The organism is Pseudoalteromonas sp. OF5H-5 (assembly GCF_021530695.1).
Taxonomy (GTDB): domain Bacteria; phylum Pseudomonadota; class Gammaproteobacteria; order Enterobacterales; family Alteromonadaceae; genus Pseudoalteromonas.
Genome location: NZ_JAKGBF010000007.1, coordinates 85,406 through 109,772 on the forward strand (window position 1 = coordinate 85,406; position 24,367 = coordinate 109,772).

Annotated in this window: 20 protein-coding genes; 5 read left to right on the top strand and 15 right to left on the bottom strand. The window is 43.0% G+C overall.

The genetic code is table 11. The annotated features are described in order from the left end of the window. Nucleotides 1-119: 119 nt before the first annotated feature. The 5 genes from secF to queA form a co-directional block, all read right to left on the bottom strand. Entirely contained in the window at nucleotides 120-1,064 is a 945-nt protein-coding gene (gene secF, locus L1271_RS12005; protein ID WP_010607169.1) for a protein translocase subunit SecF, read from the bottom strand. Nucleotides 1,065-1,073: 9 nt separating this feature from the next. Then, on the bottom strand, nucleotides 1,074-2,933 hold the full coding sequence (secD, locus tag L1271_RS12010; protein WP_010607168.1) for a protein translocase subunit SecD: 1,860 nt from the start codon (nucleotides 2,931-2,933) through the stop codon (nucleotides 1,074-1,076). Nucleotides 2,934-2,957: 24 nt separating this feature from the next. Continuing rightward, a complete protein-coding gene (yajC, locus tag L1271_RS12015; protein ID WP_010374166.1) occupies nucleotides 2,958-3,296 on the bottom strand; it encodes a preprotein translocase subunit YajC in 339 nt (112 codons plus the stop codon). A gap of 20 nt (nucleotides 3,297-3,316) precedes the next feature. After that, on the bottom strand, nucleotides 3,317-4,456 hold the full coding sequence (gene tgt, locus L1271_RS12020) for a tRNA guanosine(34) transglycosylase Tgt (RefSeq protein WP_010374167.1): 1,140 nt from the start codon (nucleotides 4,454-4,456) through the stop codon (nucleotides 3,317-3,319). A 214-nt stretch (nucleotides 4,457-4,670) separates the two neighbouring features. After that, nucleotides 4,671-5,708 (bottom strand): tRNA preQ1(34) S-adenosylmethionine ribosyltransferase-isomerase QueA, encoded by a 1,038-nt coding sequence (gene queA / locus L1271_RS12025; protein ID WP_235367951.1) that lies wholly within the window; start codon nucleotides 5,706-5,708, stop codon nucleotides 4,671-4,673. Nucleotides 5,709-6,028: 320 nt separating this feature from the next. Between queA and L1271_RS12030 the strand changes: the two genes are divergently transcribed. Both L1271_RS12030 and L1271_RS12035 read left to right on the top strand, forming a co-directional pair. Continuing rightward, entirely contained in the window at nucleotides 6,029-8,536 is a 2,508-nt protein-coding gene (locus L1271_RS12030; protein WP_010607166.1) for a two-component system response regulator, read from the top strand. Nucleotides 8,537-8,694: 158 nt separating this feature from the next. Beyond that, nucleotides 8,695-8,892 carry a hypothetical protein gene (locus L1271_RS12035; RefSeq protein ID WP_010607165.1) on the top strand — a complete coding sequence of 66 codons (198 nt, stop codon included), beginning with the start codon at nucleotides 8,695-8,697 and terminating at the stop codon, nucleotides 8,890-8,892. A 107-nt stretch (nucleotides 8,893-8,999) separates the two neighbouring features. Here L1271_RS12035 and L1271_RS12040 read toward each other — a convergent pair whose 3' ends face one another. From L1271_RS12040 to L1271_RS12085, 10 genes are all read right to left on the bottom strand, one after another. After that, the gene (locus L1271_RS12040) at nucleotides 9,000-9,890 is read right to left on the bottom strand and encodes a hypothetical protein (protein WP_102057568.1); all 891 of its coding nucleotides are present in this window, start codon (nucleotides 9,888-9,890) and stop codon (nucleotides 9,000-9,002) included. Further along, nucleotides 9,887-10,459, bottom strand: coding sequence for a hypothetical protein (locus tag L1271_RS12045; RefSeq protein ID WP_235367952.1), 573 nt, complete (start codon nucleotides 10,457-10,459; stop codon nucleotides 9,887-9,889). The genes L1271_RS12040 and L1271_RS12045 overlap by 4 nt, the downstream gene beginning before the upstream one ends. Next, the gene (locus L1271_RS12050) at nucleotides 10,452-10,991 is read right to left on the bottom strand and encodes an RNA polymerase sigma factor (RefSeq protein WP_010607162.1); all 540 of its coding nucleotides are present in this window, start codon (nucleotides 10,989-10,991) and stop codon (nucleotides 10,452-10,454) included. Before L1271_RS12050 ends, L1271_RS12045 begins: the two co-directional genes overlap by 8 nt. Before the next feature lie 117 nt (nucleotides 10,992-11,108). Continuing rightward, nucleotides 11,109-12,017, bottom strand: coding sequence for a hydrogen peroxide-inducible genes activator (locus L1271_RS12055; RefSeq protein WP_010607161.1), 909 nt, complete (start codon nucleotides 12,015-12,017; stop codon nucleotides 11,109-11,111). A gap of 108 nt (nucleotides 12,018-12,125) precedes the next feature. Beyond that, a complete protein-coding gene (locus L1271_RS12060) occupies nucleotides 12,126-13,394 on the bottom strand; it encodes an inorganic phosphate transporter (protein WP_010607160.1) in 1,269 nt (422 codons plus the stop codon). Nucleotides 13,395-13,430: 36 nt separating this feature from the next. Further along, on the bottom strand, nucleotides 13,431-14,108 hold the full coding sequence (locus tag L1271_RS12065) for a TIGR00153 family protein (protein WP_010607159.1): 678 nt from the start codon (nucleotides 14,106-14,108) through the stop codon (nucleotides 13,431-13,433). A 142-nt stretch (nucleotides 14,109-14,250) separates the two neighbouring features. After that, a complete protein-coding gene (gene phoU / locus L1271_RS12070) occupies nucleotides 14,251-14,952 on the bottom strand; it encodes a phosphate signaling complex protein PhoU (protein WP_010607158.1) in 702 nt (233 codons plus the stop codon). Nucleotides 14,953-14,975: 23 nt separating this feature from the next. Then, nucleotides 14,976-15,803 carry a phosphate ABC transporter ATP-binding protein PstB gene (pstB, locus tag L1271_RS12075; RefSeq protein WP_235367953.1) on the bottom strand — a complete coding sequence of 276 codons (828 nt, stop codon included), beginning with the start codon at nucleotides 15,801-15,803 and terminating at the stop codon, nucleotides 14,976-14,978. A gap of 27 nt (nucleotides 15,804-15,830) precedes the next feature. Beyond that, nucleotides 15,831-17,480, bottom strand: coding sequence for a phosphate ABC transporter permease PstA (gene pstA, locus L1271_RS12080; RefSeq protein ID WP_010607156.1), 1,650 nt, complete (start codon nucleotides 17,478-17,480; stop codon nucleotides 15,831-15,833). A gap of 15 nt (nucleotides 17,481-17,495) precedes the next feature. After that, nucleotides 17,496-19,730 carry an ABC transporter permease subunit gene (locus L1271_RS12085; RefSeq protein ID WP_102057570.1) on the bottom strand — a complete coding sequence of 745 codons (2,235 nt, stop codon included), beginning with the start codon at nucleotides 19,728-19,730 and terminating at the stop codon, nucleotides 17,496-17,498. 305 nt (nucleotides 19,731-20,035) lie between these two features. Between L1271_RS12085 and L1271_RS12090 the strand changes: the two genes are divergently transcribed. The 3 genes from L1271_RS12090 to L1271_RS12100 all read left to right on the top strand — a co-directional run bounded on the left by L1271_RS12090 (nucleotide 20,036) and on the right by L1271_RS12100 (nucleotide 24,260). Then, the gene (locus L1271_RS12090; RefSeq protein WP_010607154.1) at nucleotides 20,036-20,542 is read left to right on the top strand and encodes a glycine cleavage system protein R; all 507 of its coding nucleotides are present in this window, start codon (nucleotides 20,036-20,038) and stop codon (nucleotides 20,540-20,542) included. Between the two features lie 119 nt (nucleotides 20,543-20,661). After that, nucleotides 20,662-22,758 carry a polyphosphate kinase 1 gene (gene ppk1, locus L1271_RS12095; RefSeq protein WP_235368009.1) on the top strand — a complete coding sequence of 699 codons (2,097 nt, stop codon included), beginning with the start codon at nucleotides 20,662-20,664 and terminating at the stop codon, nucleotides 22,756-22,758. A 17-nt stretch (nucleotides 22,759-22,775) separates the two neighbouring features. Continuing rightward, entirely contained in the window at nucleotides 22,776-24,260 is a 1,485-nt protein-coding gene (locus L1271_RS12100; RefSeq protein ID WP_235367954.1) for a Ppx/GppA phosphatase family protein, read from the top strand. Nucleotides 24,261-24,367: the final 107 nt, after the last annotated feature.

Here is a 24,367-nt window from a genome sequence, read left to right on the forward strand (position 1 = left end):
ATTGATAACGATTATCATTATATAGTAATGTAATATTTTAGAAACAATAAAATGACGTTTTACAGGCAACAAAAAAGCGGCCAAAAAGCCGCTTTCGATTATTACATCAAATTCCATGATTAAGGCATAGCGTCTAGGTCTGCACCTTCTTTTTCAACTTCTACCGGGATCAAATCTTCTTTGCTAACGCCCATTGCTACTGCAACTGAACTCGCCACATAAACAGAAGAATAAGTACCGATAAATACACCGAACAGCAGGGCCGTCGCAAAACCATGAATGGTTTGACCGCCCCATACAAATAGCGCTATCAATACAAGGATAGTCGTGATTGAGGTCACTAATGTACGATTAAGCGTTTGTGTCAGTGAAATGTTGATGATCTCTAAGGTGTCATCAATACGTACTTTACGAAAGTTTTCACGAATACGGTCAGACACAACAATAGTATCGTTGAGTGAGTAACCTATTACCGCCAATATTGCCGCCAAAATCGTTAAATCAAATTCCAGACCTAAGATTGAGAACAGACCCATTGTCAGTACAACATCGTGGAAAAGTGCAAATACAGCACCTACTGCAAAGCGCCATTCAAAACGAAAAGCAACGTAAATCAAGATACAGATAAGCGCGGTTAGCATCGCCAAGCCACCCTGCTCTTTGAGATCTTCACCAACACTTGGACCTACGAATTCAATGCGGCGCATCACCACACTTTCATCCGCTTGTTTCAGCGCGGAGATGAGTTGGTTACCTAATACTTCAGCTTTCACGTCGTCCCCACGAGGGGCGAGTCGTACTAATACCTCTTGGCTTGAACCAAAAAGTTGCACAGAGGCATCGGCAAAACCGCTCTCGGCTAATACACTACGTACCTTTGCTAAGTCTGCTGGCTGCGAGAATCCAACTTCAACTGCCGTCCCACCAGTAAAGTCCAAACCAAAGTTTAGTCCTTTCACCATAAACGAGCCGATTGAAGCCAAGATCAACAATGCCGAAAAAGCCATGGAAAGCTTTCTTGCCGACATAAAACGGATTGTGCCTTTTAAGTTTAATAATTGCATGTCCGTCTCCTAGATTGATAGCTTTGTGATACGTCTGCCACCGATGATGGCATTAATAACTGCACGCGTACCAACAATCGCTGTAAACATCGAGGTAATGATACCGATAGCTAGGGTTACCGCGAAGCCTGCAATTGGGCCTGTACCGACAGAGAATAGGATCACAGCTGCAATTAAAGTGGTGATATTTGCATCAAAAATCGTACTAAATGCACTATCGTAACCATGGTGAACGGCTTGCTGTGGACTGCGGCCTTCCGCTATTTCTTCCCGAATACGCTCAAAGATAAGTACGTTAGCATCAACGGCCATACCTACGGTTAATACGATACCGGCAATACCTGGCAGCGTCAGCGTCGCGCCTGGGATCATCGACATCACACCCACAATCATGATGAGGTTAGCCGCAAGCGCCAAGTTTGCTACCAGACCAAAGCCTTTGTAGTACAGCAACATAAAGGCAAGAACAAAAGCAAAACCAAGCACAACCGCAGTCATACCCGCTTCGATATTTTCCTGACCAAGGCTTGGACCTACAGTACGTTCTTCAACGATTTGAATTGGCGCAACCAGTGCACCTGCACGTAGTAGCAAGCTTAAGTTATGCGCTTCTGCTGGGCTATCAATACCGGTAATACGGAAAGAGCTGTTTAAACGCGCTTGAATCGTGGCAACGTTAATCACTTCTTCCACTTTGATTGGTGGTAACGCTTTGCCATTTTCATCTTTCTTGCCAGATGGTTTGTATTCGATGAAAACCGTCGCCATACGCTTGCCGATGGCGCGTTTAGTAAAGGCATTCATTTTTGCCCCACCTTTGCTATCAAGTTTGATATTCACCTGAGGTCGCTGATATTCATCCATACCAGATTGCGCACCTGTGATATGCGTACCTTCAAGAATAACGCGCTTTTTAAGCACGACAGGATAACCATCTTTATGCGGGATCACTTCCGTGCCAGGAGGAATACGACCTTGTGCTGCTGCACGCACGTCGGCATTTTCGTCTACTTCACGGAACTCAAGCGTCGCCGTGGCACCGAGAATTTCTTTCGCGCGAGCCGTGTCCTGAACACCTGGAAGTTGAACAATTATGCGCTCACCACCTTGACGTTGAACATTTGGTTCAGCAACACCTAGTTGGTTAATACGATTACGAATAATGGTTTCGTTTTGCTTGATAGCGTATTCACGCAGCTCTTTATATTTAAGGTCGCTAAGGCTTGAGAAGAAAGCAAGGCTATCGCTGCTATCATTGATAAAGTCGTTACCTGGGTAACGTTTTCTCAAGAAGCTCATTGCCGCGTCTTTGTCCTCTTCCGAGCGCATCGTTACTTGTACACGTTCACTATTAGAAACCCGACGCACCGAGCGATAACGCAATTTTTCTTCACGTAAATCACTCTTAAAATCTTGCTCCATTTGCTCAAGTGCATTGTCCATCGCCGTGACCATATCCACTTCCATAGTGAAGTGAACACCACCACTTAAATCTAGACCAAGCTTCATTGGATTTGCACCTAAGTCTTTTAACCACTCAGGTTGCGCCGGAGACATATTGATTGCTGAAATGTAATCATCGCTTAAGCTATTACGCAAAATATCTTGTGCTTTAAGCTGATCTTCAACATTTTTGAAGCGAACAAGGATTTGACCGTCTTCTAACACAGAAGATTTTACGGCAAGGTTGTTCTTTTGTAGGGTTTCGTTAACTTGATCTAATACACTGAGCGTCGCATCAGCACCTTTTGTGCCAGAAACTTGTATGGCCGGATCACGACCATACAAGTTAGGTGTGGCATAAAGAATACCGATAGCCAACACAGCGAGAACAAGTAAGTACTTCCACATTGGAAACTTGTTTAACACTGGGCTATCCCTTTATTGTTATTCTTATAGAGATTTCATTGTACCTTTAGGTAACACAGCTGAAACCGCTGACTTTTGCACTGTTACTTCAGTTTGGTCGTTTAGTGCGATTACAACAAAGTCTTTATCATCAGCAACTTTAGTGATTTTACCCACAAGTCCACCTTGAGTTAGTACTTCGTCACCTTTGCCTAATGCACCCATTAGGTCTTTGTGTTCTTTAACACGCTTAGCTTGTGGACGGTAAATTAAAAAATAAAATACCAGACCAAAAATACCTAACATGATTAGCATTTCCATGCCACCACCAGCAGGTGCAGCTGCTGCGGTGCTAGCATGCGCGTTTGAGATAAAAAAGCTCATTTCACTTCCTCGTTTATAAATTAATTATTTTCTGTCAAACCAACGTCAGCCAACTCTGGCACCGCAATGCCACGGCGCGCATAAAAGTCTTCGACAAATTCATCAAATGTACCTTCAGATAAGGCGTTTCTCATTCCTTCCATCAGACGTTGATAATAACGTAAGTTATGGATGGTATTGAGTCGAGCGCCTAGAATTTCATTACACTTATCTAGGTGATGTAAGTACGCTCGAGAGTAATTCTTACAAGTGTGGCAATCACACTCCGCATCTAGTGGGCTAGTATCTGTTTTGTGTGCTGCATTGCGGATTTTTACCACGCCACCTGTCACAAATAAGTGACCATTACGAGCGTTACGCGTTGGCATTACACAGTCAAACATGTCGATACCGCGACGTACCGCTTCAACCAAATCTTCTGGTTTACCAACGCCCATTAAGTAACGTGGCTTGTTTTCTGGCATTTTATAGGCACATTGGTCAAGAATATTGATCATGTCTTCTTTTGGCTCACCAACTGATAAACCACCAAGTGCATAACCATCAAAACCGATTTCTTCTAAGCCCTTTTGCGACTCGGCACGAAGCTCTGGGTACATACCGCCCTGAATAATGCCGAATAGCGCTGAAGGATTATCAGCATGTGCATCTTTGGAGCGCTTAGCCCAACGTAAGCTTAGCTCCATCGAGTCTTTTGCTTCTTTTTCTGTCGCTGGATACGGCGTACATTCGTCAAAAATCATGACGATATCTGACCCTAAGTCGCGCTGTACTTCCATCGCTTTTTCTGGAGACAACATGATTTTCTCACCATTAACTGGTGACTTGAACAACACACCTTCTTCCGAAATTTTACGCATTGCACCAAGACTAAATACTTGGAAGCCGCCTGAATCGGTCAGAATCGGTTTATCCCAGTTCATAAAATCATGCAGATCGCCGTGCTGCTTGATGATCTCAGTGCCAGGTCTTAGCATCAAATGGAAGGTATTTCCTAAACAGATATGTGCGCCCGTTTCTTTGAGCTCATCAGGGGTCATGCCTTTTACTGTGCCGTAAGTACCAACAGGCATAAATGCAGGCGTTTCTACCACACCACGGTCAAAAATCAAGCGACCTCGGCGAGCCTTACCCTGTTTGCTATCTAATTCAAATTTCATTGTTACCTCGTTGTCGGAAAAACAGTCCAACTTTGACTAAAAAACGTGCTAAGCCAATGCTTAGGGCAGTGATCTTTCGATTCTACCAAGATTACTAGCGCAATTCTAATATTGGGATAAAAAACACAAAGTCCATATCGAGCTTGCAACTTTACAGCCATAAAACGCAAAATGCCCAGCAACACTGGGCATTTTAATAGTTGTATGGCGTGAGTTACTTATCTTGCTTTTGCAAGAACATCGCATCACCGTAACTAAAGAAGCGGTATTTCTGTTCAATGGCGGTTTGGTAAGCCTTCATAATATGCTGTTGCCCTGCAAACGCACTCACTAACATGATTAGCGTTGATTCTGGTAAGTGAAAGTTAGTCACCATTGCATCTACCACGTTAAAACGGTAGCCCGGATAAATAAAAATATCGGTATCGCCGTAAAGTGGAGCAATTTCACCGCCGTTTGCTTTAGCCGCAGACTCAAGTGAGCGCACCGACGTAGTACCTACCGCGATGACGCGTCCTCCTCTGGCTTTTGCCGCTTTGATTGCCTCCACGACTTCTGCTGAGACCTCGATATATTCTGAGTGCATAACATGCTCTTCCACCGAATCGACTCGCACCGGCTGGAACGTACCTGCGCCCACGTGTAAAGTAACAAAGGCCATCTTAACACCTTTGTCTTTTAGCTTAGCCATCAATTCATCATCAAAGTGCAGTCCGGCGGTAGGTGCAGCGACTGCGCCTGGTTTCTCACCATACACAGTCTGATAACGCTCTTTATCTTCTTCATCATCCGGTCTGTCGATATAAGGAGGTAAAGGCATATGGCCAATTTTATCTAAAATAGCCAATACATTTTCTTCGCCCTCGAATCTCAACTCAAATAATTCACCGTGGCGCTGAACCATTTCTGCGGTTGCTTGGCCTCCAAGCTCAATTTTAGTACCAGGTTTTGGCGACTTGCTCGCTCTTACATGAGCAAGCACAGTCCGCTCATCTACAACGCGCTCAACCAATACTTCTAGTTTTCCACCACTGGCTTTTTGACCAAACATACGCGCAGGAATAACTTTAGTGTTATTGAAGATGATTAAGTCTTCTGGATTAATGAGTGCCAAAATATCTCTAAATACTTTGTGTTCTATTTCACCACTATTGCCATTTAAGGTAAGAAGACGACTGCTAGAGCGTTCCTTCATTGGGTGTCTGGCAATCAACTCATCAGGAAGATCAAAACTAAAGTCTGCTACGCGCATGGAAAGGCCTCATTTCTAAAAGTGCGCCAAGTCTAGTGCGGTGTTTTGGCGAAATCAAGTGCTTGTAACCTTGCGTAAATACCTTTAACCTAGCGAGTCTAAAACGGTAATCACCATGTAAAATTTTGTACGGTGTGCACCTTTGTTTAGTACGTTCTTTATTCTTTACGTTTAAACAATAACTTATCGCTATCGGCTATGATTACCGAGCAAAGTTCGTGTCACTGTTTGATTATTATCAAGCAGCGGTTAAGTACGATTTGCTAACTTTAAGACAAGCCCAATGATTGTGTCGCAGTATCTGGTGAGGTTTTTTTATTGTGTCTAGACAACTAACGTTGCTCATTGTTAACGCCAGTGCTCACGAGCGTCAAACCTTGACTAAAACTCTTAGTGCATTAGATGTCTTTACTATCATTGCCAAATCCGACTCTCAAGATGCCCTAAGCTTACTAAAGACGCAAGCTGTAGATCTAGTGATCACCGGCTTGGATGTTGGCAAAATTGACGGCTGGCGATTCTCGCGCATGATCCGCTCAGGTCTGCTGGCAACGCCCAAAAATACACCCATCGTACTTATTCCACCGACTTATTGTGAACGAATAGCCGAAACCACCGCTCGTAGCTATAGTATTGATGCCGTGCTACCATTTGAACGTCAAGACATGTTGCCGCAAATTTTGGCCAATGTGTTGTCAACGCATTTAGATAAAAGCAGCCGCCTCAACTTGCTCTTGTTAGAGCCCAACCAACAACGTGCGCAAAAAATATGTGAGCACCTATCGCACAATTTCGTTTGCACACATGTAAGCTCGGCGGCCAGCGCTTTATCACTATTTCTACAAGATCATTACGCCATTGTTTTAATGGACACTACGTCTGATTTATCAGGTTCCGCAGAAAGCTTAGTCGAAAGTATTCTCAAACATCGTCCAAGCCAAGCCATTGTAACCATTATTGACAAACGCGATGCCGACCATGCCGAACAACTATTATTGTTAGGTGTTACCGACTTTGTTCGAGCACCATACGATATGCCCTTTTTAAGCAAAGTATGCGACCATGCAGCGCGGCGAGAAGATTTTATGGTGAGCTATGCCGAGTTTGCTAATAAAGTCGAGCAACTCAGTCGCAGTGAAAGTCGCTATAAAGATTTGTTTTCTGCACACCAACGGATTTTACTCCACCTGAGAACAGTTGTCGTTGAATTGGAATTGGAAGGCGCGATCCGCTTTATAAACCCAGCATGGGAATACCTCTCAGGCTTTGGTATTAAGTCAAGCCTCAATACCCAGCTCCGCGATTATATTGCCAAAGATGAATTGCCGACCTTCAACAAAGTCATTCAAGAAATTCAAAATGGAGTCAGGCAACATGCGCAATTAGAGCTGCAACTCTGCCACAAAGCAGGACATCTAGTGTGGGTCGAGTGTCGCCTACAACTTATCAAGAATACCTCAAGTTCGGTCGCAATAACTGCAACACTCGATAATATTCACGAACGCAAGCAAGCTGAGCTGCAACTCAGACACTTAGCATTGCATGATACGCTTACCGGCTTACACAACCGCTACTACTTCGACCAACAACTAAATCAGCTGTGCAATGAAGTAAAGTCTGCACAAGAGATAGAACATGCACTAATTTACATCGACTTAGATCACTTTAAGATCATCAATGACAGTAAAGGCCATCAGCAAGGAGATATTGTACTCAAAGAAGTATCTGAGTTGTTTGGTGACAAAATAGGTGAAGAGCATCTCACTTTCCGTATTGGTGGAGACGAATTTGCTGTACTGCTTAAGCACACCAATTTACTTGATGCTCATATGTGCGCTGAAAGCATTTGCATGGCTATCGAAGAACATAAATTTCACTTTGAAGATAATGCATACTCTCTCAGTTGTTCTATCGGGTTAACGCAAATTACCAATGAAAATGCGGATCCCAGCGAGTGTTTGAAACAAGCCGACATAGCCCTTTATATCGCCAAGAATCTCGGCCGCAACTTGGTTCATTGTTATAATAAAGAAGATGAACAAAACCAAACACTGCAAACCGGTTTAGAATGGGGCCATAGTGTTAGGCAAGCGCTTCAGAACGACAGCATAGAACTCCATTATCAACCGATCTGGGATTTCAAAAAACAACAAATAGCCTATTACGAAGCACTGCTTAGATTAAAGATTAACGGTGAGACAGTTTACCCAAATCAGTTTATTCCTGCATTAGAGCTACTTAATGATACATTTTTGATGGATCAATGTGTGATCAGAACAGCCATTAAAGCACTGGCTGAACATGAGATTTTGAGCCAAGTGGCGATTAATTTATCTGCTCATTCATTTTTAGATGAACGACTGCAACCCCACATTCAGGCCTGTTTAAAAGAGCATCAAGTTTCAGCTAATCGCGTTATTTTTGAAATCACAGAATCTGCCAGTATTAATAACCTCAACGCAACCCAGACAATGATTAAAAATCTGAACGATCTTGGTTGTCATTTCGCTATTGATGATTTCGGGACAGGCTTCAGCACTTTTAGCTACCTAAAACAGCTACCCGCACAGCATGTTAAAATAGATGGCTCCTTTGTTCGAGACATGCTCAACGACCCAATTGACCTAGCGCTGGTCAAAGCTGTAAACGATATTAGTCACTCGTTAGATAAGTGTTCAGTTGCCGAATATGTCGAAAACAAAGAAATATTTCAACAACTTAAGGAAATAGGTGTGGACTATGGACAGGGTTACTTTATCTCTAGACCGCTCCCTATTGAACAACTAGCGAGCAGTGCAAAAACTATTTTATCTCTAAAAACAGCGTAGTAACATTTTTATACTAAAGGTTACTTTTACTTCTTGCAAAGTCCACTATAATTAAAGATACCAGTTTAAAATGTCACCAAATTTTAAGGTAACACCTTAATTTTATAGACATTCAAAGGATTGAGTTACATCTTGCTATGGACTTCAAGGGGTAAATTATGCTGTCATTATCACTGTTTTTACTACTTGCAAACTTGCTCATTGCTTATCAATGTTACCGCTATGCCAACACAAAAGGATACCCGGTAAAATTGTTCACAGGGCTCGGTTTGCTACCCTACTTTAATCTAGTGGTTTGGGTTTACTTACTCTTTTTACCAAATTTAACTACTGCAAAAAACATCGAGCAGGCTTAATAGCTCCTTTTTAAAACAAAACAGCATGCAGCCATGCTGTTTTTTGTGTTGTCATTTTCTTGCCCCCAAGTTCGAAGAAGGCGCTTTTTATCCCAAAATTAGGCTAACTAAAAGCGATAGCTAGTTACTATCTCAGCAAGCCGCTTAGCCGTTTTCTCACCTTTTACACATTGCTGCACCAAGGATTTTGGATAAACAAACACCTGTTTATTGTTTGGGTTGCTGAGTTCATTGTAAATAAAGCTTATATGCTCATCTCTAGGTAAACTTCTTAAACCTGCACCATAGTCACATAAACTTCGGGCTAAGCTGGTTACTAGCATTTTTTCAAGCGCCTGCTGCTTTTCTGCTTTCTCTTTCGCTCGTTTGACCCGAGAAGCTTCAAGACTTGCTTTCAGCTTATCCTTAAGGTCTTTTAATTCCGAATCCTTAAGTGAAAGCTTTTCTATGCGTTTCTCAACTTCTCTCAATGACTCCGTAAATTCTTTTACTTGATCATCACTTTCGTGCCTTTTCGCAAACTCCAGCTCCGCTTTTTGGCGTTCAAGTTCCCTCAATTGAATTCTATTCTCTCTTTCTTGCTCTACGGCTTCGCGGACCTTCTCGGCTCCTGCTCTCACTTTCTCAGCTGCATCCGAATAAGCTTGAGAAAAAGCTTCAGCTATCGGCTGTGAAATCTCAATCTCCGCGATGTCCATATCAAATTCCGGCAGTTCAAACTCCCCTATTGCAGCCACATCATCGAGATTATCGATATGAGAAATCCACTCTAAACGGTGCCGACGTTTTAATGCCAGTTCAAACACAACTCCCTGATCTTTTAAATAATAGCCAGAAACACTACGAACTTGATCTTGTGTGTCATGCTGTAGTGCACTCATTAATACCCGCTCAAAAATAGCAACCTCACGCTTTAGCGCTTCATCAACAACTTGGGCCTGAGCAAAGCTTGTAGCAATGGCTGCGACAGCGCCAAAACAAAGTGGAATTAACTTCATGGTTTACCTCGATACTGTGCTAAATTTTGTGTCGGTGTTTGCTCCACTTGCTCTGCCAATTCATTCAATTGCAGCCTAAGTAGGGCTTGATCTTGCGCTCTTTGTGCTTGGATCAGATCAACGAGATTATTCATTGCCAAACTGCGCTCTTTACGATTTTGTTCAACCACTTGCGTTGCTAACTTGGCAAGCGTAGCTTGATCTATTGGCTTAGTCTCATCAAGTTTTGCAAGCATGGCCTGCATAGCGCTTTGCTGCTGTGCCAGTTGTGTTTGTTGAGCACTCAACTGTTGATGTAAGCCTAAGTTCTGTAGCCAAAGTCCTGACACACCAAGCCCAACGACCAGCCAAGCTGCGACGGCAGCCACTGGCCAAGCGCGAGTTTGATGCTGCAAAGTGAGCTGTGGGGGTGGCGCCTGCTCTTCTAAGCTAGCAGCTCGCTGTTGCCAAGTAATAGCAGCACTCATCATTTCTCGATATTCACTATCTGCCTGAAGTTCGGCCAACTCTGCCTCAGACAGCACTTTGCCATCTAACCACTGCTCAAATAAGTGTGCTAATTTAGCCATGATTTTGCACCTCTAGTTGCCCTTTCATCTTACCTAACGCACTGTATAGCCTAGCCTTCACCGTATTACTTGATAACTCAAGCTGCAGCGCAATTTCATCAAAGGTGTAATGCTGGAAAAACTTTAGCTCCACGACAATGCGCTGCTCAAATGGTAGTTGTTTCAGCGCGATATATATCTCTTCATTACTTTGTTGTTGCGCTATTTTGCTGTCAGGTCCGTGTTGCGGCGTCTCAGGTTCTTTACCTTCAATCGATTCAAACTTATGTTTTCGCATGTGATCCACTATCCTTGCATGGGTGATTTTAAATACCCAAGTCGAGAACTTAGCATCACCATTAAAGGTATGCAGATTTCGATACATACTTAAAAATACATCTTGAGCTATATCTAGCGCGTCTTGCGGGTTACCAACCAGCCTCAAGCATTGGTTATACACACGGCTATGATGCTGGGCGCAAAGCTTTGACCATGCTCTTTGATTACCTTGCAGTGCTCTTTTTATTAATTGTTTTTCGCTATTAAAAAACACGCAGTTCACTCATCCAATCTTCTCACTAACTATTAATCGTAGCGGCTGCAAAAAAAGTTGTTCAGACGGGAAAGTTTTTTGAAAAAAAAAGCACCGAGGGGGTGCTTCTTATCATTACTATGGCTGACATTGGCCGCTGATGTAGCCACCAACAAAGTCGCTAAACAGTCTAAAATCTCTGATCCGCCCCGTAGTACGACGCCAAATTAAGCCAATCTCACGATATGCATGATCTTGTGGTGGCATAGCCACTAAAGGTTTCCCTTCCAAAATCCCTGCATTGATCGCCATTTGAGGTAAAAACGTTACGCCATTTTTATATTCCACCATACTTAATAAAGTATGTAGGTTTGCCGCCTCAAATGGATTAATGCACGCGCTACGGTTTAAGTGGCAAGCGCTAAGAGCATGTCCCGTCATACAGTGCTCTTTTTCGAGTAAAAATACACTTTGCTCAGGTAACAGGTTAAAGTCCTCAATCGGCTCTGGTACGCTGTACTCGGTATGGCGAACCAAGCTAAAGTGATCTTTTGCAAGCACTTGAGTATGAAACTTATCGGTTCTATATGGCAGCGCTAACATGGCCATATCAATATGGCCATGCTCTAATTTGTCCAGTAAGTTATCACTGGTATCTTCAACCAGTACCAAATTAAGTGCTGCAAACTCCTTTTTACACGCCTGATAAAGTGGCGCAGCAATAAAACTCGCAATGGTGGGAATGATCCCTAACGTCAACTTGCCAGATAATGGATTTTTATAGCTTTTAGTCAGCTCTTTAACGCTCATGGTGTCGTCGATAATTTTCCGCGCTCGTTCAACCACTTCCTCACCAATATCGGTAAACATTAGGCTGCGATTTTCGCGTTCAATTAGCTGACATCCCAATGTCTCTTCAAGGTTTTGTATCGCGCTACTTAGCGTCGATTGGCCGATAAAGCATGCTTCCGCTGCACGACCAAAATGTTGGTGCTGATGTACCGCAAGCAGGTATTGTAGTTGTTTGATACTAGGTAAATTCGTCACAAGCTTTACTCTTAATTTTCAACAGCACAAATAAAAAGACCCCAACACCAAAGGTGCTGAGATCTTTTCAAGCTAAAAGTCTGTCTTTTTGAAAAGTGCGGTTTATTTTTATACGCCGAACACTAATCTCAAAATATAGAATATAACAATAGCAAGGGCAGCACCAACTGGCAATGTAATTACCCAAGAAACTACGATGTTACGAATAACACCCATGTTTAATGCCGCAATACCACGTGCCATACCCACACCCAATACCGCACCAACTAAGGTTTGAGTTGTAGAGATTGGTAGGCCTGTGCCTGATGCGATTACGACTGTTGAAGCAGCTGCAAGCTCTGCTGCGAAGCCACGGCTAGGAGTAAGATGCGTGATGCCTTCACCGATGGTCTTGATAACTTTCTTACCAAGAATCGCAAGACCCGCAACAATACCTAAACCACCTAGCGGTAAGATCCACCAAGCGAGTGCCGCTTTCTTAGCAATTTCACCGTCGTTTTCAACAATGTTTACCACTGCAGCTAATGGACCAATTGCGTTAGCAACGTCATTCGAACCATGCGCGAATGCCATACAACATGCTGTTAGTACCATAAGGATAGCGAATACTTTTTCAACATTGTTGAACTGCATTTGCTTGTCTGCATTAGGATCCATTTTCAGCTTAGAAATCGCAATCTTACCGATAATAGCAATGATAATAGCGATACCGATAGCAAGCGCAAAACCTTCGAATGTGCCAAGCTTGATACCAATATGCTTAAGACCTTTTTTGATTGTAACCAAAGACATAACAAAGCCCGCTAGACCCATGTAAATAGGCACAAAGCGTTTGGCGTTTTCTAGTGGCTTATTGGTATCAAAAATGAGCTTTTGGGCACTCATAAAGATGAGGTAAGCAATAAAGCCAGAGATGGCAGGGGTGACAATCCAGCTCCCAACAATGCCAGCAACTTTGCCCCATTGGATTGCTTCGCTGCCCACAGCTACTAGCGCAAAACCAATGATTGCACCTATGATTGAGTGCGTCGTAGATACCGGCCAACCTAGCATTGAAGCCATTAATAACCATGCGCCTGCAGCAAAAAGCGCGGAGATCATTCCTAATATCATCAGTTCAGGAATATCAATGAAAGGGGTTGAATCTATAATCCCTTTTCGGATCGTTGATGTTACCTCACCACCTGCAAGATAAGCACCAGCGAATTCAAAGATCATAGCAATGATAATTGCTTGTTTGATGGTAAGTGCTTTTGAACCTACCGAAGTACCCATAGCATTCGCAACATCGTTTGCGCCAATACCATAAGCCATAAAGAAACCAACTGCTGCGGCAATTAAAACCAATACTGTGCCGTAGGATGCAATGATATCCATAAGAAACCTTACTTTATTTTAAAAGATCGATTTTTATTAACGAGCTAACATCAGCTCAAGACGTGAACCAACGCGCTCTGCGATATCTGCAAGCCCACCGACCCATTCGATGATCTTGTATAAAAACATCGCATCAATTGGGTTAAGCTCGCTTTCAACAGCGCGTAACTCTCGACGAATTTTAATTTGCATATCGTCGGTATCTTGCTCGATGGCATCGAGCTCAACTAGCATTTTTTCAACTAAAGTGACTTCACGGCCTCTAAAGCCTGTCTCAAGCAGTTCATCAAACTCATTAATCGCTTCTGATGCTTGTTTAGTTGCGTCCACACAACGAGTGACGTAAGCAAGAAAGTCTTTTTGAATGGATTCAGGGATGACCATTTCACGACCGATAACGCGACCTGCGATATCTTTCGCTTTATTGGCTATCTTATCTTGGTGGGTGATAAGTTCCAGTAAGTCAGTCCGTTCTACTGGCATGAATAAACCACGAGGCAAATGTAAACGTACTTCACGTTTTAGTTCATCTGCTTCACGCTCTAGGTTGCGGATTTCAATGCGAATTGCATCCGCTTCTGTCCACTCCCCTTTGAAGACATGGTTAAAAAATGGGATCAAAGCCGCACTGGCTTGATGGACTATTTTTATATGCTCTTCAATTGGCTTAATAGGAGATTTAGCAAATACTCCTAAAAACGCGTTACTAGGCATAACTGACCCTTAAATCATATTTGTATGCATGTGCAAAGTGTAATTTTACAGCATTGAGCGCTGTTGTGAACGGTTTTATTGCAAGTTTAGATGAACTTACTATGAAATTGCGCGCCGAAAGCGCGCAACTAATTGATAAGCATCACAAGGTTTTTGCGATATCTTCTTGAGATGTATGACGAATATCTTTGCCATTTACGAAATAAATCACATATTCCGCAATATTTTGACAACGATCGCCGATACGCTCTAATGAGCGCACAGACCAAATTAAATCCATAATTTTTGGAATCGAGCGTGGGTCTTCCATCATGTAGGTCATAATTTGGCGTGTTACTGCTTCGTATTCACGGTCCACTTTGGCATCAGCTTTATGCACTTCAAATGCCTTTTGCGCGTCCATCCGGGCAAACGCATCGAGCACATCATGCAGCATTTGTGACACTTGGCGACCCATATTGTCAATATTCACCAATAGATCCTGCTGATCTTTGGTAAACGAATCCAATGCAACTTTAGCAATACGCTCCGCTTCGTCTCCGATACGTTCAAGATCTGCAATCGTTTTTGCGATGGCAACAACCAAACGCAAGTCACTGGCTGCAGGCTGCCTTTTCGCGATGATACGTGTACATTCTTCGTCAATATTCACTTCCATCGCATTGACTTTGTAGTCGTTCTGACTGACTTTTTTCGCTTTTTCAGCATCATTGTGATTAACCGCATCAAGCGCAGTGTTTAATTGCTGCTCTACCAATCCACCCATACTGAGTACGTGATTTCTCACGTTTTCTAGCTCTTCATTAAAGCGGCCAGAAATGTGCTTATTAATATTGTGTTCCATTATATTCTCCTCGCAAGCTCGCCTTAACCGTAACGACCTGTAATATAGTCTTCTGTTTTCTTCCTAGACGGCGTGGTGAATAAGGTATTGGTATCTGCATACTCAATTAACTCACCCATGTACATAAACGCAGTTTGATCAGATACACGCGCAGCTTGTTGCATGTTATGTGTAACGATAACTACAGTATACTTGTTTTTCAGGTCGTTAATGAGTTCTTCGATAACCAATGTTGAAATCGGATCGAGTGCTGATGTTGGTTCATCAAGTAACAATACTTCTGGTTCAATCGCGATAGAGCGAGCAATCACCAAACGCTGCTGCTGACCACCAGATAAACCAAATGCACTGTCGTGAAGTCGGTCTTTTACTTCATCCCAAAGTGCGGCGCCACGGAGTGACTTTTCAACCACTTCGTCTAACTTGCGCTTATCTTTGATACCTTGCAGACGCAGACCATAAACCACATTCTCATAAATAGACTTAGGAAAAGGGTTTGGTCTTTGGAATACCATACCTACGTTACGGCGCAGTGCCGCAACATCTACGCTCTTGTCATAAATGTTCTGTCCTTGAAGGTTGATTTCTCCTTCAATACGACAGCTATCAACAAGGTCGTTCATACGGTTAATACAACGCAGTAACGTTGACTTACCACAACCTGATGGACCGATAAACGCGGTTACCTGCCCTTTTGGGATCAACATATTAACGTTGCTAAGGGCTTGTTTATCACCATAGTAAAGATCTAGGTTTTTGATCTCTAGTGCGGTGAGTTCTGGACTTAAGTTTGCTAAATCAAGCTTGTTATTGCCGTTTGCTTGATTGACTTCTGGCGCTACTGTAATCATGTTTTTACCTATTAAAAATCTTTACTATTAATGCTCTAACGATCTGAATTTTTCGCGTAAGTGGTTACGAATACCAATCGCTGTGATATTCAGTGCAATAATCACCGTAACCAGTAGGAACGCGGTTGCATAAACCAAAGGTCTAGCAGCTTCAACATTCGGGCTTTGGAAGCCAACATCATAAATATGGAACCCTAAGTGCATAAACTTACGATCCAAGTGAATATAGGGGAAGTTTCCGTCTAGTGGTAGTGTAGGTGCCATCTTTACTACACCAACCAACATCAGAGGAGCTACCTCACCCGCTGCACGCGCAACAGCAAGAATAAGACCAGTCATAATTGCCGGACTTGCCATTGGTACAATGATCCGCCATAGGGTTTCAGCTTGAGTCGCACCAAGCGCAAGTGAACCATGACGCACTGAGCTTGGGATCCGAGACAGACCTTCTTCCGTGGATACAATAACCACTGGCAAAGTAAGGATAGCAAGTGTAAGTGCAGACCAAATCACACCCGGTGTACCAAATACAGGACTTGGCGCAGCCTCAGGGTAGAAAAGTTCGTCAATTGACCCACCTAGCATATAAACGAAGAATCCTAAGCCAAACACCCCATATACAATGGATGGAACACCTGCAAGGTTGATCACCGCGATGCGGATCATCTTAGTCACAGCGTTCTTTGCTGCATATTCATGAAGATAAATTGCGGCAATAACACCGAATGGGGTCACGATCACCGCCATCAGCATAACCATAAATACCGTACCAAAGATTGCAGGGAATACCCCACCTTCGGTATTTGCTTCACGCGGGTCATCGCTCACAAACTTGCTGATTTGCACTAAGTAGTGACCCACTTTGGCAAAAAAGCCCATGTCATTTGGAAACCAAACGTCCAACACTTGGTACAGCGGCAAAGTCACTTCTTCACCACGCATATCACGCACTACAACTTGGTCACGCTTTGCTTGCTTCCTTAGCTCAAATAAACGTTTTTCGAAGACTTTGTAATCTTCACGTAGCTCAGCACGGCGTGCATTTAACTCTGCTAACTTTTCCTCTGTCAGGTCATTATCGAGTTGATACGACTTTTCTTTTAAACGTAGACGTTCAAGCTCATAGTTAATGTGCCCGATTTCGCTATTTTGTAGATCAAGCGCCTCGTCATTAAGGTCAACGGCACGCTCAACAAGCTCATGTAACCTTTCTATCGGCTGGTCAGTTACTACTTTACCGTCTTCTAAAACGCGAGCAACATAACCATAGAAATTACCATTTTTACTACGCTCAAATACCGCTAATTCCGCTGGCGTAGACTGGCTTTTGATGTCTGTTGATAACACCCAACGGAAATCAAGTTCTACGTATTCACGGTTACCCGTTTTAATGAGTAAACGCTCGATTTGCTCGCTGTTGTAGCCTGAAAGGTCGAATCCAGCCGCTTCAAGGCGAGACTTTGGTACCATCTCACGATCGTATATTTCACCAATAACAGTCTGCTTAGCAACAGAACCGTCGAGATGCATTTCTACAACTTCTGATGGCCAAAAGAAGCTCAGTCCTTTCCACGCTATCATCGCAAGTAGTCCAATTACTGAAATCAAACTAATACTGACCGCGCCACCTGTCATCCAGATCCACGGAGAACCTGACTTAAACCACTGTTTTACCATGTCATGTCACTCCAATTACATTGAGCTGTACTTTTCACGCAGCTGCTGGCGAACAAACTCAGCAACGGTGTTAAATACGAAAGTAAAAATAAACAATACAAAGGCAGCTAGGAACAGGATGCGATAGTGAGAGCTGCCAACTTCAGACTCCGGCATTTCCACCGCAATGTTTGCAGCAAGCGTACGCATACCTTGGAAGATACTCCAGTCCATGATTGGCGTGTTACCGGTTGCCATCAATACAATCATGGTTTCCCCTACGGCGCGGCCAAGACCCATCATTACCGCAGAGAAGATACCAGGACTTGCTGTTAGTAATACAACACGAACCAAAGTCTGCCACTGCGTGGCACCGAGTGCTAATGAGCCATTAGAAAGGTGCTTAGGTACGCTAAATACCGCGTCTTCTGCAATAGAAAAGATTGTAGGAATAACCGCAAAACCCATCGCGATACCCACGACTAGCGAGTTACGCTGGTCAAATGTTAGACCTAACTCATTGGTTAGATACTGACGCACATTACCGCCAAACAACCAAGACTCAATACCAGCGCTCATGGCAAATGAAATCCAGCCTACGATAAGCACAACAGGGATCAGTAAGATTGAATGCCAGCCTTCAGGCACAACGTGTCTCACTTTTGCAGGTAACTTAGTCCAGCCAAATGCCGTTGCTATCATCGCGATTGGCAATAGCACCAATAAAGCGACCACGGCAGGTAGATGCGTTTCAATTAAAGGAGCAAGCCAAAGGCCCGCCAAGAAGCCCAAGATAACCGTTGGTAGTGCTTCCATTATCTCGACTGTTGGTTTCACCACACGGCGTAATTCACTCGACATGAAATAGGCGGTGTAGATTGCTGACGCTAATGCAATAGGAACAGCAAACAACATGGCATAAAGCGCCGCTTTAATGGTACCAAATGAAATAGGCACTAATGAGAATTTCGACTCAAAGTCATCACTCGCAGAGGTTGATTGCCAAGTGTAAGCAGGCTCAGGATACCCTTCGTACCACACTTCTTGCCACAAAGCAGACCAAGTTACTTCCGGGTGTTCATTGTGTAGTTCTACCACCGTTAACGTATCATCGGCGAGTAACAAAGCCGCATTAGCACGTGGTGCTACCGCAAACTTTTGTACAGCTTTATCTGTGATTTTACCTTGCCATAAGTGCGCTTCACTGGTGGTGTAATATAGACCTAATTGACCATTTTCATTAGTCGTGAAGAAAGTACGACGATAATATTCACTAAATAGTTTGACCTGTTTGCTCTTTGGCGTCTCAAAAGAGCGGATTTTAGCAAACTGGCGTCCATCATCGGTATTGACTTCAAACCACTGTGAAACCTCACCGTTGTCGTTAGCAAGCATTAATGAGTTGGCGCCCGCTAGTAGGTTCATATCGACCAAGTTGGCATTTTCTTCATTTGCAGCAAGCAACTGGAATAACTCAACTTCAGAAGCATAGCGAGAATCAAAGACGTAAACTTGATTTGCTGAGCGAACAAATGTGCGCGATGTGTCTGGAGAAATAAGTAACTCATCAACGCGACCATCAATATCTAGCTCGGTACGCTCAACCGCCCATTCAACCTCTCCAGTAAACATGTTTTCTTCTGCAACAAAGGAGGCAAAAATCACACGTTTATCCGCAGTCTGTGCAACAACAGCGGTTTTGTCTTCGAAGTGACTAAAGGCGAATTTACGAATTGCTTGCCCTTGTTCATCAACAATCAGTTGCTTCGCATTAAGTGGATAACTTAAGCGAGGAGTTAAGACACGTTGATTTCCCGGAAAGCTTACCGTGAACATCGGCTTCACCAGTTGTACCTGACCGTTATCCAGACCAAATGCATATTGCCCTAAGAAAGGCGCACTTTCTGCAAATGCTGTAATATTACCGTCAAGTTCAACATCCAATGTATCTAGTAATTTACCGGCGCTTTCACCTTTGATCTGGTAATAATCTACCGAACCTCTGCTGCCGAGTAAGTACGCAATTTCCGTTTGTTCTTCTACCCCTACACCTAAATATGTTTTGTCTTGTGTAAGCTGAATATCCATACGCTTCTCAACCTTTGCCGATTCAAAGATTGGTTGAACAACATATAGTAAGTAGAAGAAGATAAGTAAAAGTGCGACTAATACCATTACTCCACCAGAAGTAATGCCAAATTGTGCAAACCTGTCTTTAAAGAGACGGCTTCTATCCGTTTTAAAGGATGGCTTTTGCGGATTTGAAGTCATCAATATACCCTTTGGTTTAAAAATTGGGGGCATTATATTTCATCAAGATGACAGTTGTGTTACACCCGAGACACAATTGCACTTTCTTCAATCGGTCTTGGCCTTCAAATTCATTATAAAAATAATGGAACTAATCGGCTCAAAAAGTGCTCTGATTGTTAGCCTAGAGTAAATACAAAAATTCCGTTGCATTTCTTTACATTAAGTGTTTTTAGACACTGGACAAAGTAAGTTTTTAGACTAGTCTAAATCATGCGCCGAATTCGTTTTTTCGCCCACGGGCGCCACAAAAAAAGAGACATGATATGAAGCAGTTAATATTAACACTTATAGGTAAGGACCGACCGGGTCTCGTTGAGGAAATCTCTTCCACTATTCTTTCTAACCATGGCAACTGGTTAACCAGTAACTTAAGCCATCTTGCCGGACAATTCGCGGGCATCGTACAGGTTGAAGTTGCAGAAGAACATTTGCAAGAAATACAAGATGCATTGCATAAATTGCCTGGTTTAGACGTTAGCGTTGAATCAGGCGAAAGCTTGCAAGTGCAGGATGAGCCAGACACATTAAATTTAATCATTACAGGCAACGATAGACCGGGAATTGTGCAAGAGCTTGCTACGGTTATTCGTCACAAAGGCGCAAACATCACGCACCTAACCTCAAAACAACGTAGTGCTCCAAACTGGGGGCTGCCTATTTTCAGCGCTTTCGCAACCGTGACTTTACCTGCAGGCACGGTCAAGGAAAACGTAATTGAAGCACTCGAGTCAATCACCAGTGATTTGATCGTGGACATAGAAGAAAGCTAAAACCTTCACTATACTCATGATAGTTACATGACAAACACGACAGGCGCGTTGTGTTTGTCATAATTATGTCACACACCCTGCTTAAGCTGTAAAAATAAGCTGTACCTATGGAAAGAACCATGCAGGCCGTATCTCCAGAGCATAAAACTATCACGTACTTTGCCAAAGAATTAAGCTGGCTCTCTTTTAACGAACGTGTTTTACAAGAAGCCAAGGACCCAACCAACCCGATCATCGAGCGGATCCGCTTTCTTGGTATATTTTCCAATAATTTAGACGAGTTTTTCCAAGTACGAGTTGCAGATGTAAAACGCCGTATCTTATTAAATAACCTTCCTGAAACGAATTTCGACGAAGACGAAGCACTGCTCGCCGACATTCAGAAGAAAGTGTTGGAACTAGGTAAAAAGTTTAATGCTATTTATGACCAGATCCTCATCGACTTAAATGAGCATCACATTCATATTAAGCAACCGGATGCGCTATCGGATTTCCATAAGAATTGGCTAGCCAACTATTTTAAAGACCAAGTACTACCTCACCTATTGCCAATGATGATTAACGAAAGTAAGGACTATTCAGACAATATCAATGACACCATGACCCACCTTTTTGTGGAGCTAAATGGTGAAAAGCAGCATCACGCTTTTTTGGAAGTCCCTACTGATCGCCTGAATCGTTTTGTCCAACTGCCGCCAGAAAAAACTCGTCGGCATAAAACGATTGTGTTGCTCGATGACGTTATTCGATTTTTTATAGCCGATGTGTTTAAGAGCTTCTTCAAATTTGAACGCATTGACGCCTATTCGATGAAACTCACTCGTGACGCTGAATACAACTTAGATGATGAGCTTGAAGAAGGCGTGTTAGATACCATGTCTAAAGGTCTCAAACAGCGCTTATATGCCGAACCAGTGCGCTTGGTATATGAAGAATCTATGCCGGAAGAAATGATCAAGCTGATGAAAAAGCGCTTGGGAGTGACAGGTCAAGATGCCATGATCCCAGGCGGTAGATATCGCAATTTTCGAGATTTTATTTCTTTTCCAAATGTTGGTCGCGGCTATCTAGAAAACAAGCCCCTGCCGCCGCTTAAAAGTGCAGCCTTTTCAAAATATAGCAGCGTCTTTCGCGCAATTTCAGTTCAAGATATCTTACTGTACTACCCCTACCATACCTTTAATCACATGCTGGAATATATCCGCCAAGCGGCGTTTGACCCCAGAGTGACGCAAATCAAGGTCAACATTTATCGTGTGGCAAAGCAATCTCGATTGATCGCTTCATTGATCAATGCAGCAAAAAATGGCAAAAAAGTCACCGTGATGGTTGAATTGAAAGCCCGCTTTGATGAGCAAAATAATATTGAGTGGGCAAAACTCATGAGTGAATACGGTATTAAGGTCATGATTGGCATACCAGCGCTTAAGGTCCATAGTAAGCTTTGTGTGGTTCACCGTAGAGAAAAAGGCAAAATCGTCAAATATGCACACATAGGAACGGGTAACTTCCACGAAAAAACGGCTCGGATTTATACTGATTTCAGTCTGTTTACCAAACACCCCGATATTACGGAAGAATGCGATAGCGTGTTTCGCTTTATTGAGAGTAGTTATCTACCGTTTAAATTCGAACACCTGATGATTTCCCCCATCAATGCACGCAGTAGAATTGTAGAGTTGATCGATGAAGAGATAACTCATGCAGAGCAAGGGAGAACAGGAAAAGTAACAATTAAAATCAATAATTTAGTTGACAAGCAGCTCGTTGATAAACTTTACGAAGCATCACGTAAAGGCGTCAAGATCCGCCTCATTGTGCGAGGTATGTGTGCCCTTGTACCAGGCCTTGCACAGTTTAGCGATAATATAAAGATCATTAGTATCGTCGATCGTTTCTTAGAACACCCGCGAGTGATGATTTTCGATAATAACGGCGACCCCAAGGTGTATATTTCGTCAGCAGACTGGATGACCCGTAACCTCGACCACCGAGTTGAAGTAGGCACGCCTATTTATGCCGAGCATTTGAAGAAACTAATTATCGATATTATTGAACTGCAGTTTAAAGATCGCACCAAAGCCAGAATTATTGACGCCGAACAGAAGAATCTGTACGTTCGCCGAGGTAACCGTAAAAAAATTCGCTCTCAGATCGCGATTTATGACCATTTAAAAAAATGGGAGTTACACCAATTAAATGAAGCGAAAGAATAACCGTTGAGGAAGAATATATGCGCGACTACCCTTCTATTGCCGCAGTGGACTTAGGTTCAAATAGTTTTCACCTTGTTGTAGCAAGAGAAGTAGATGGTCGCCTTCAACTCCTCCATAAAGAAAAGCAGCGTGTGTACTTGGCCGCGGGCCTTGATGATGATTTTAATTTAAGTGACGACGCGATCGCCCGAGCATTAGATACACTCTCGCAATTTGCGACGACACTACATGATTTTCCGAAAGAGTCCGTGCAAGTAGTAGCAACCTATACGCTGCGAAATTGCAAAAACCTTAATTATTTTCTCGCGAAGGCAAAACAAGTTTTTCCATATCCAATCAATGTGATTTCAGGTCAAGAAGAAGCTCGTCTTATTTACCAAGGGGTCGCCAACCATGAACATGATAGTCATAACCGTTTGGTTATCGACATCGGTGGAGGCAGCACAGAGCTGGTCATTGGTCAGCACCTTACACACAAACTGTTAAGTAGTCGCAATGTGGGCTGCGTAACTATGCAAAAAGCCTACTTTGCTGATGGTAAGCTATCTGCAAAGCGATTCAAAAAAGCAGAAATAAAAGCAGAGCAACAAATTGAGAGCATTACCGCAAGCTACTTAAGACTCGGCTGGAATACCGTTATAGGTACTTCTGGTACTATTAAAGCGATTGCGGCCATGGTTCACGAACTCACTCAAGCCGATGAAATTACCCTGCCTATTTTGGAGCAAATTAAGCAGTTATTTATTGATGCAGGACACATAGACAACGTCTCCTTAAGAGCACTACCAGAGGAGCGAAAAACCAGTATTGCTGGCGGCCTTGCTGTATTGATAGCACTGTTTAGACAGTTAGGACTCGAGCGCATGCGCCTTAGTGAATATGCATTGCGAGAAGGTTTATTGTTTGAAATGCATCAAACCGACGAGTTTGATATTCGAACTCGCACAATTAACACGTTCAGTGATCACTATAATATTGATAAGCAACACGCCGAAAATATTTGTGAAACCATCAAACTTTTTACCACTCAACTAAAAAAGCACTGGCAACTATCCTCATATGATGTCGAAATGTTATGTTGGGCGGCAAAACTCCACGAAGTTGGGCTTGCCATTAACTCTTCTGGCATGCATAAACACGGTGCTTATATTGTCAGGCACAGTCAACTTCCAGGCTTTACTCAAGCCCAGCAATTAAGGCTAAGTGCACTTGTACGCTTTTATCGAAAAAAGATAAAAATGCCAGAGTTAACAGAGTTAATCGAAGAAGAGCTAATCCACTTCAACCGTATTTTGGCTGTGTTTCGTCTCAGCGTTTTAGTGAACCAAAAACGTCAACAAGACCAACTTCCAGAGCTCAGCATCACGGCTGTTGATAACGCCTTGATACTTCACATAGCAACTGAGTGGCTCGAATCACATTCACTGTTTCAAGCAGATTTAGAGCAAGAACAAAACTACTTAAAAACAATAGGTATTCAATTTAACCTGAGCTTTGGATAAGTATGCTGGCTATTGGAAGGGAATTCGACGTCGTTAGAACTGAAACAGGTTGCTAGAAAGGCGCTAATTATCCACAGCTCAAGTTACTTACCTTCTCACATTGACAG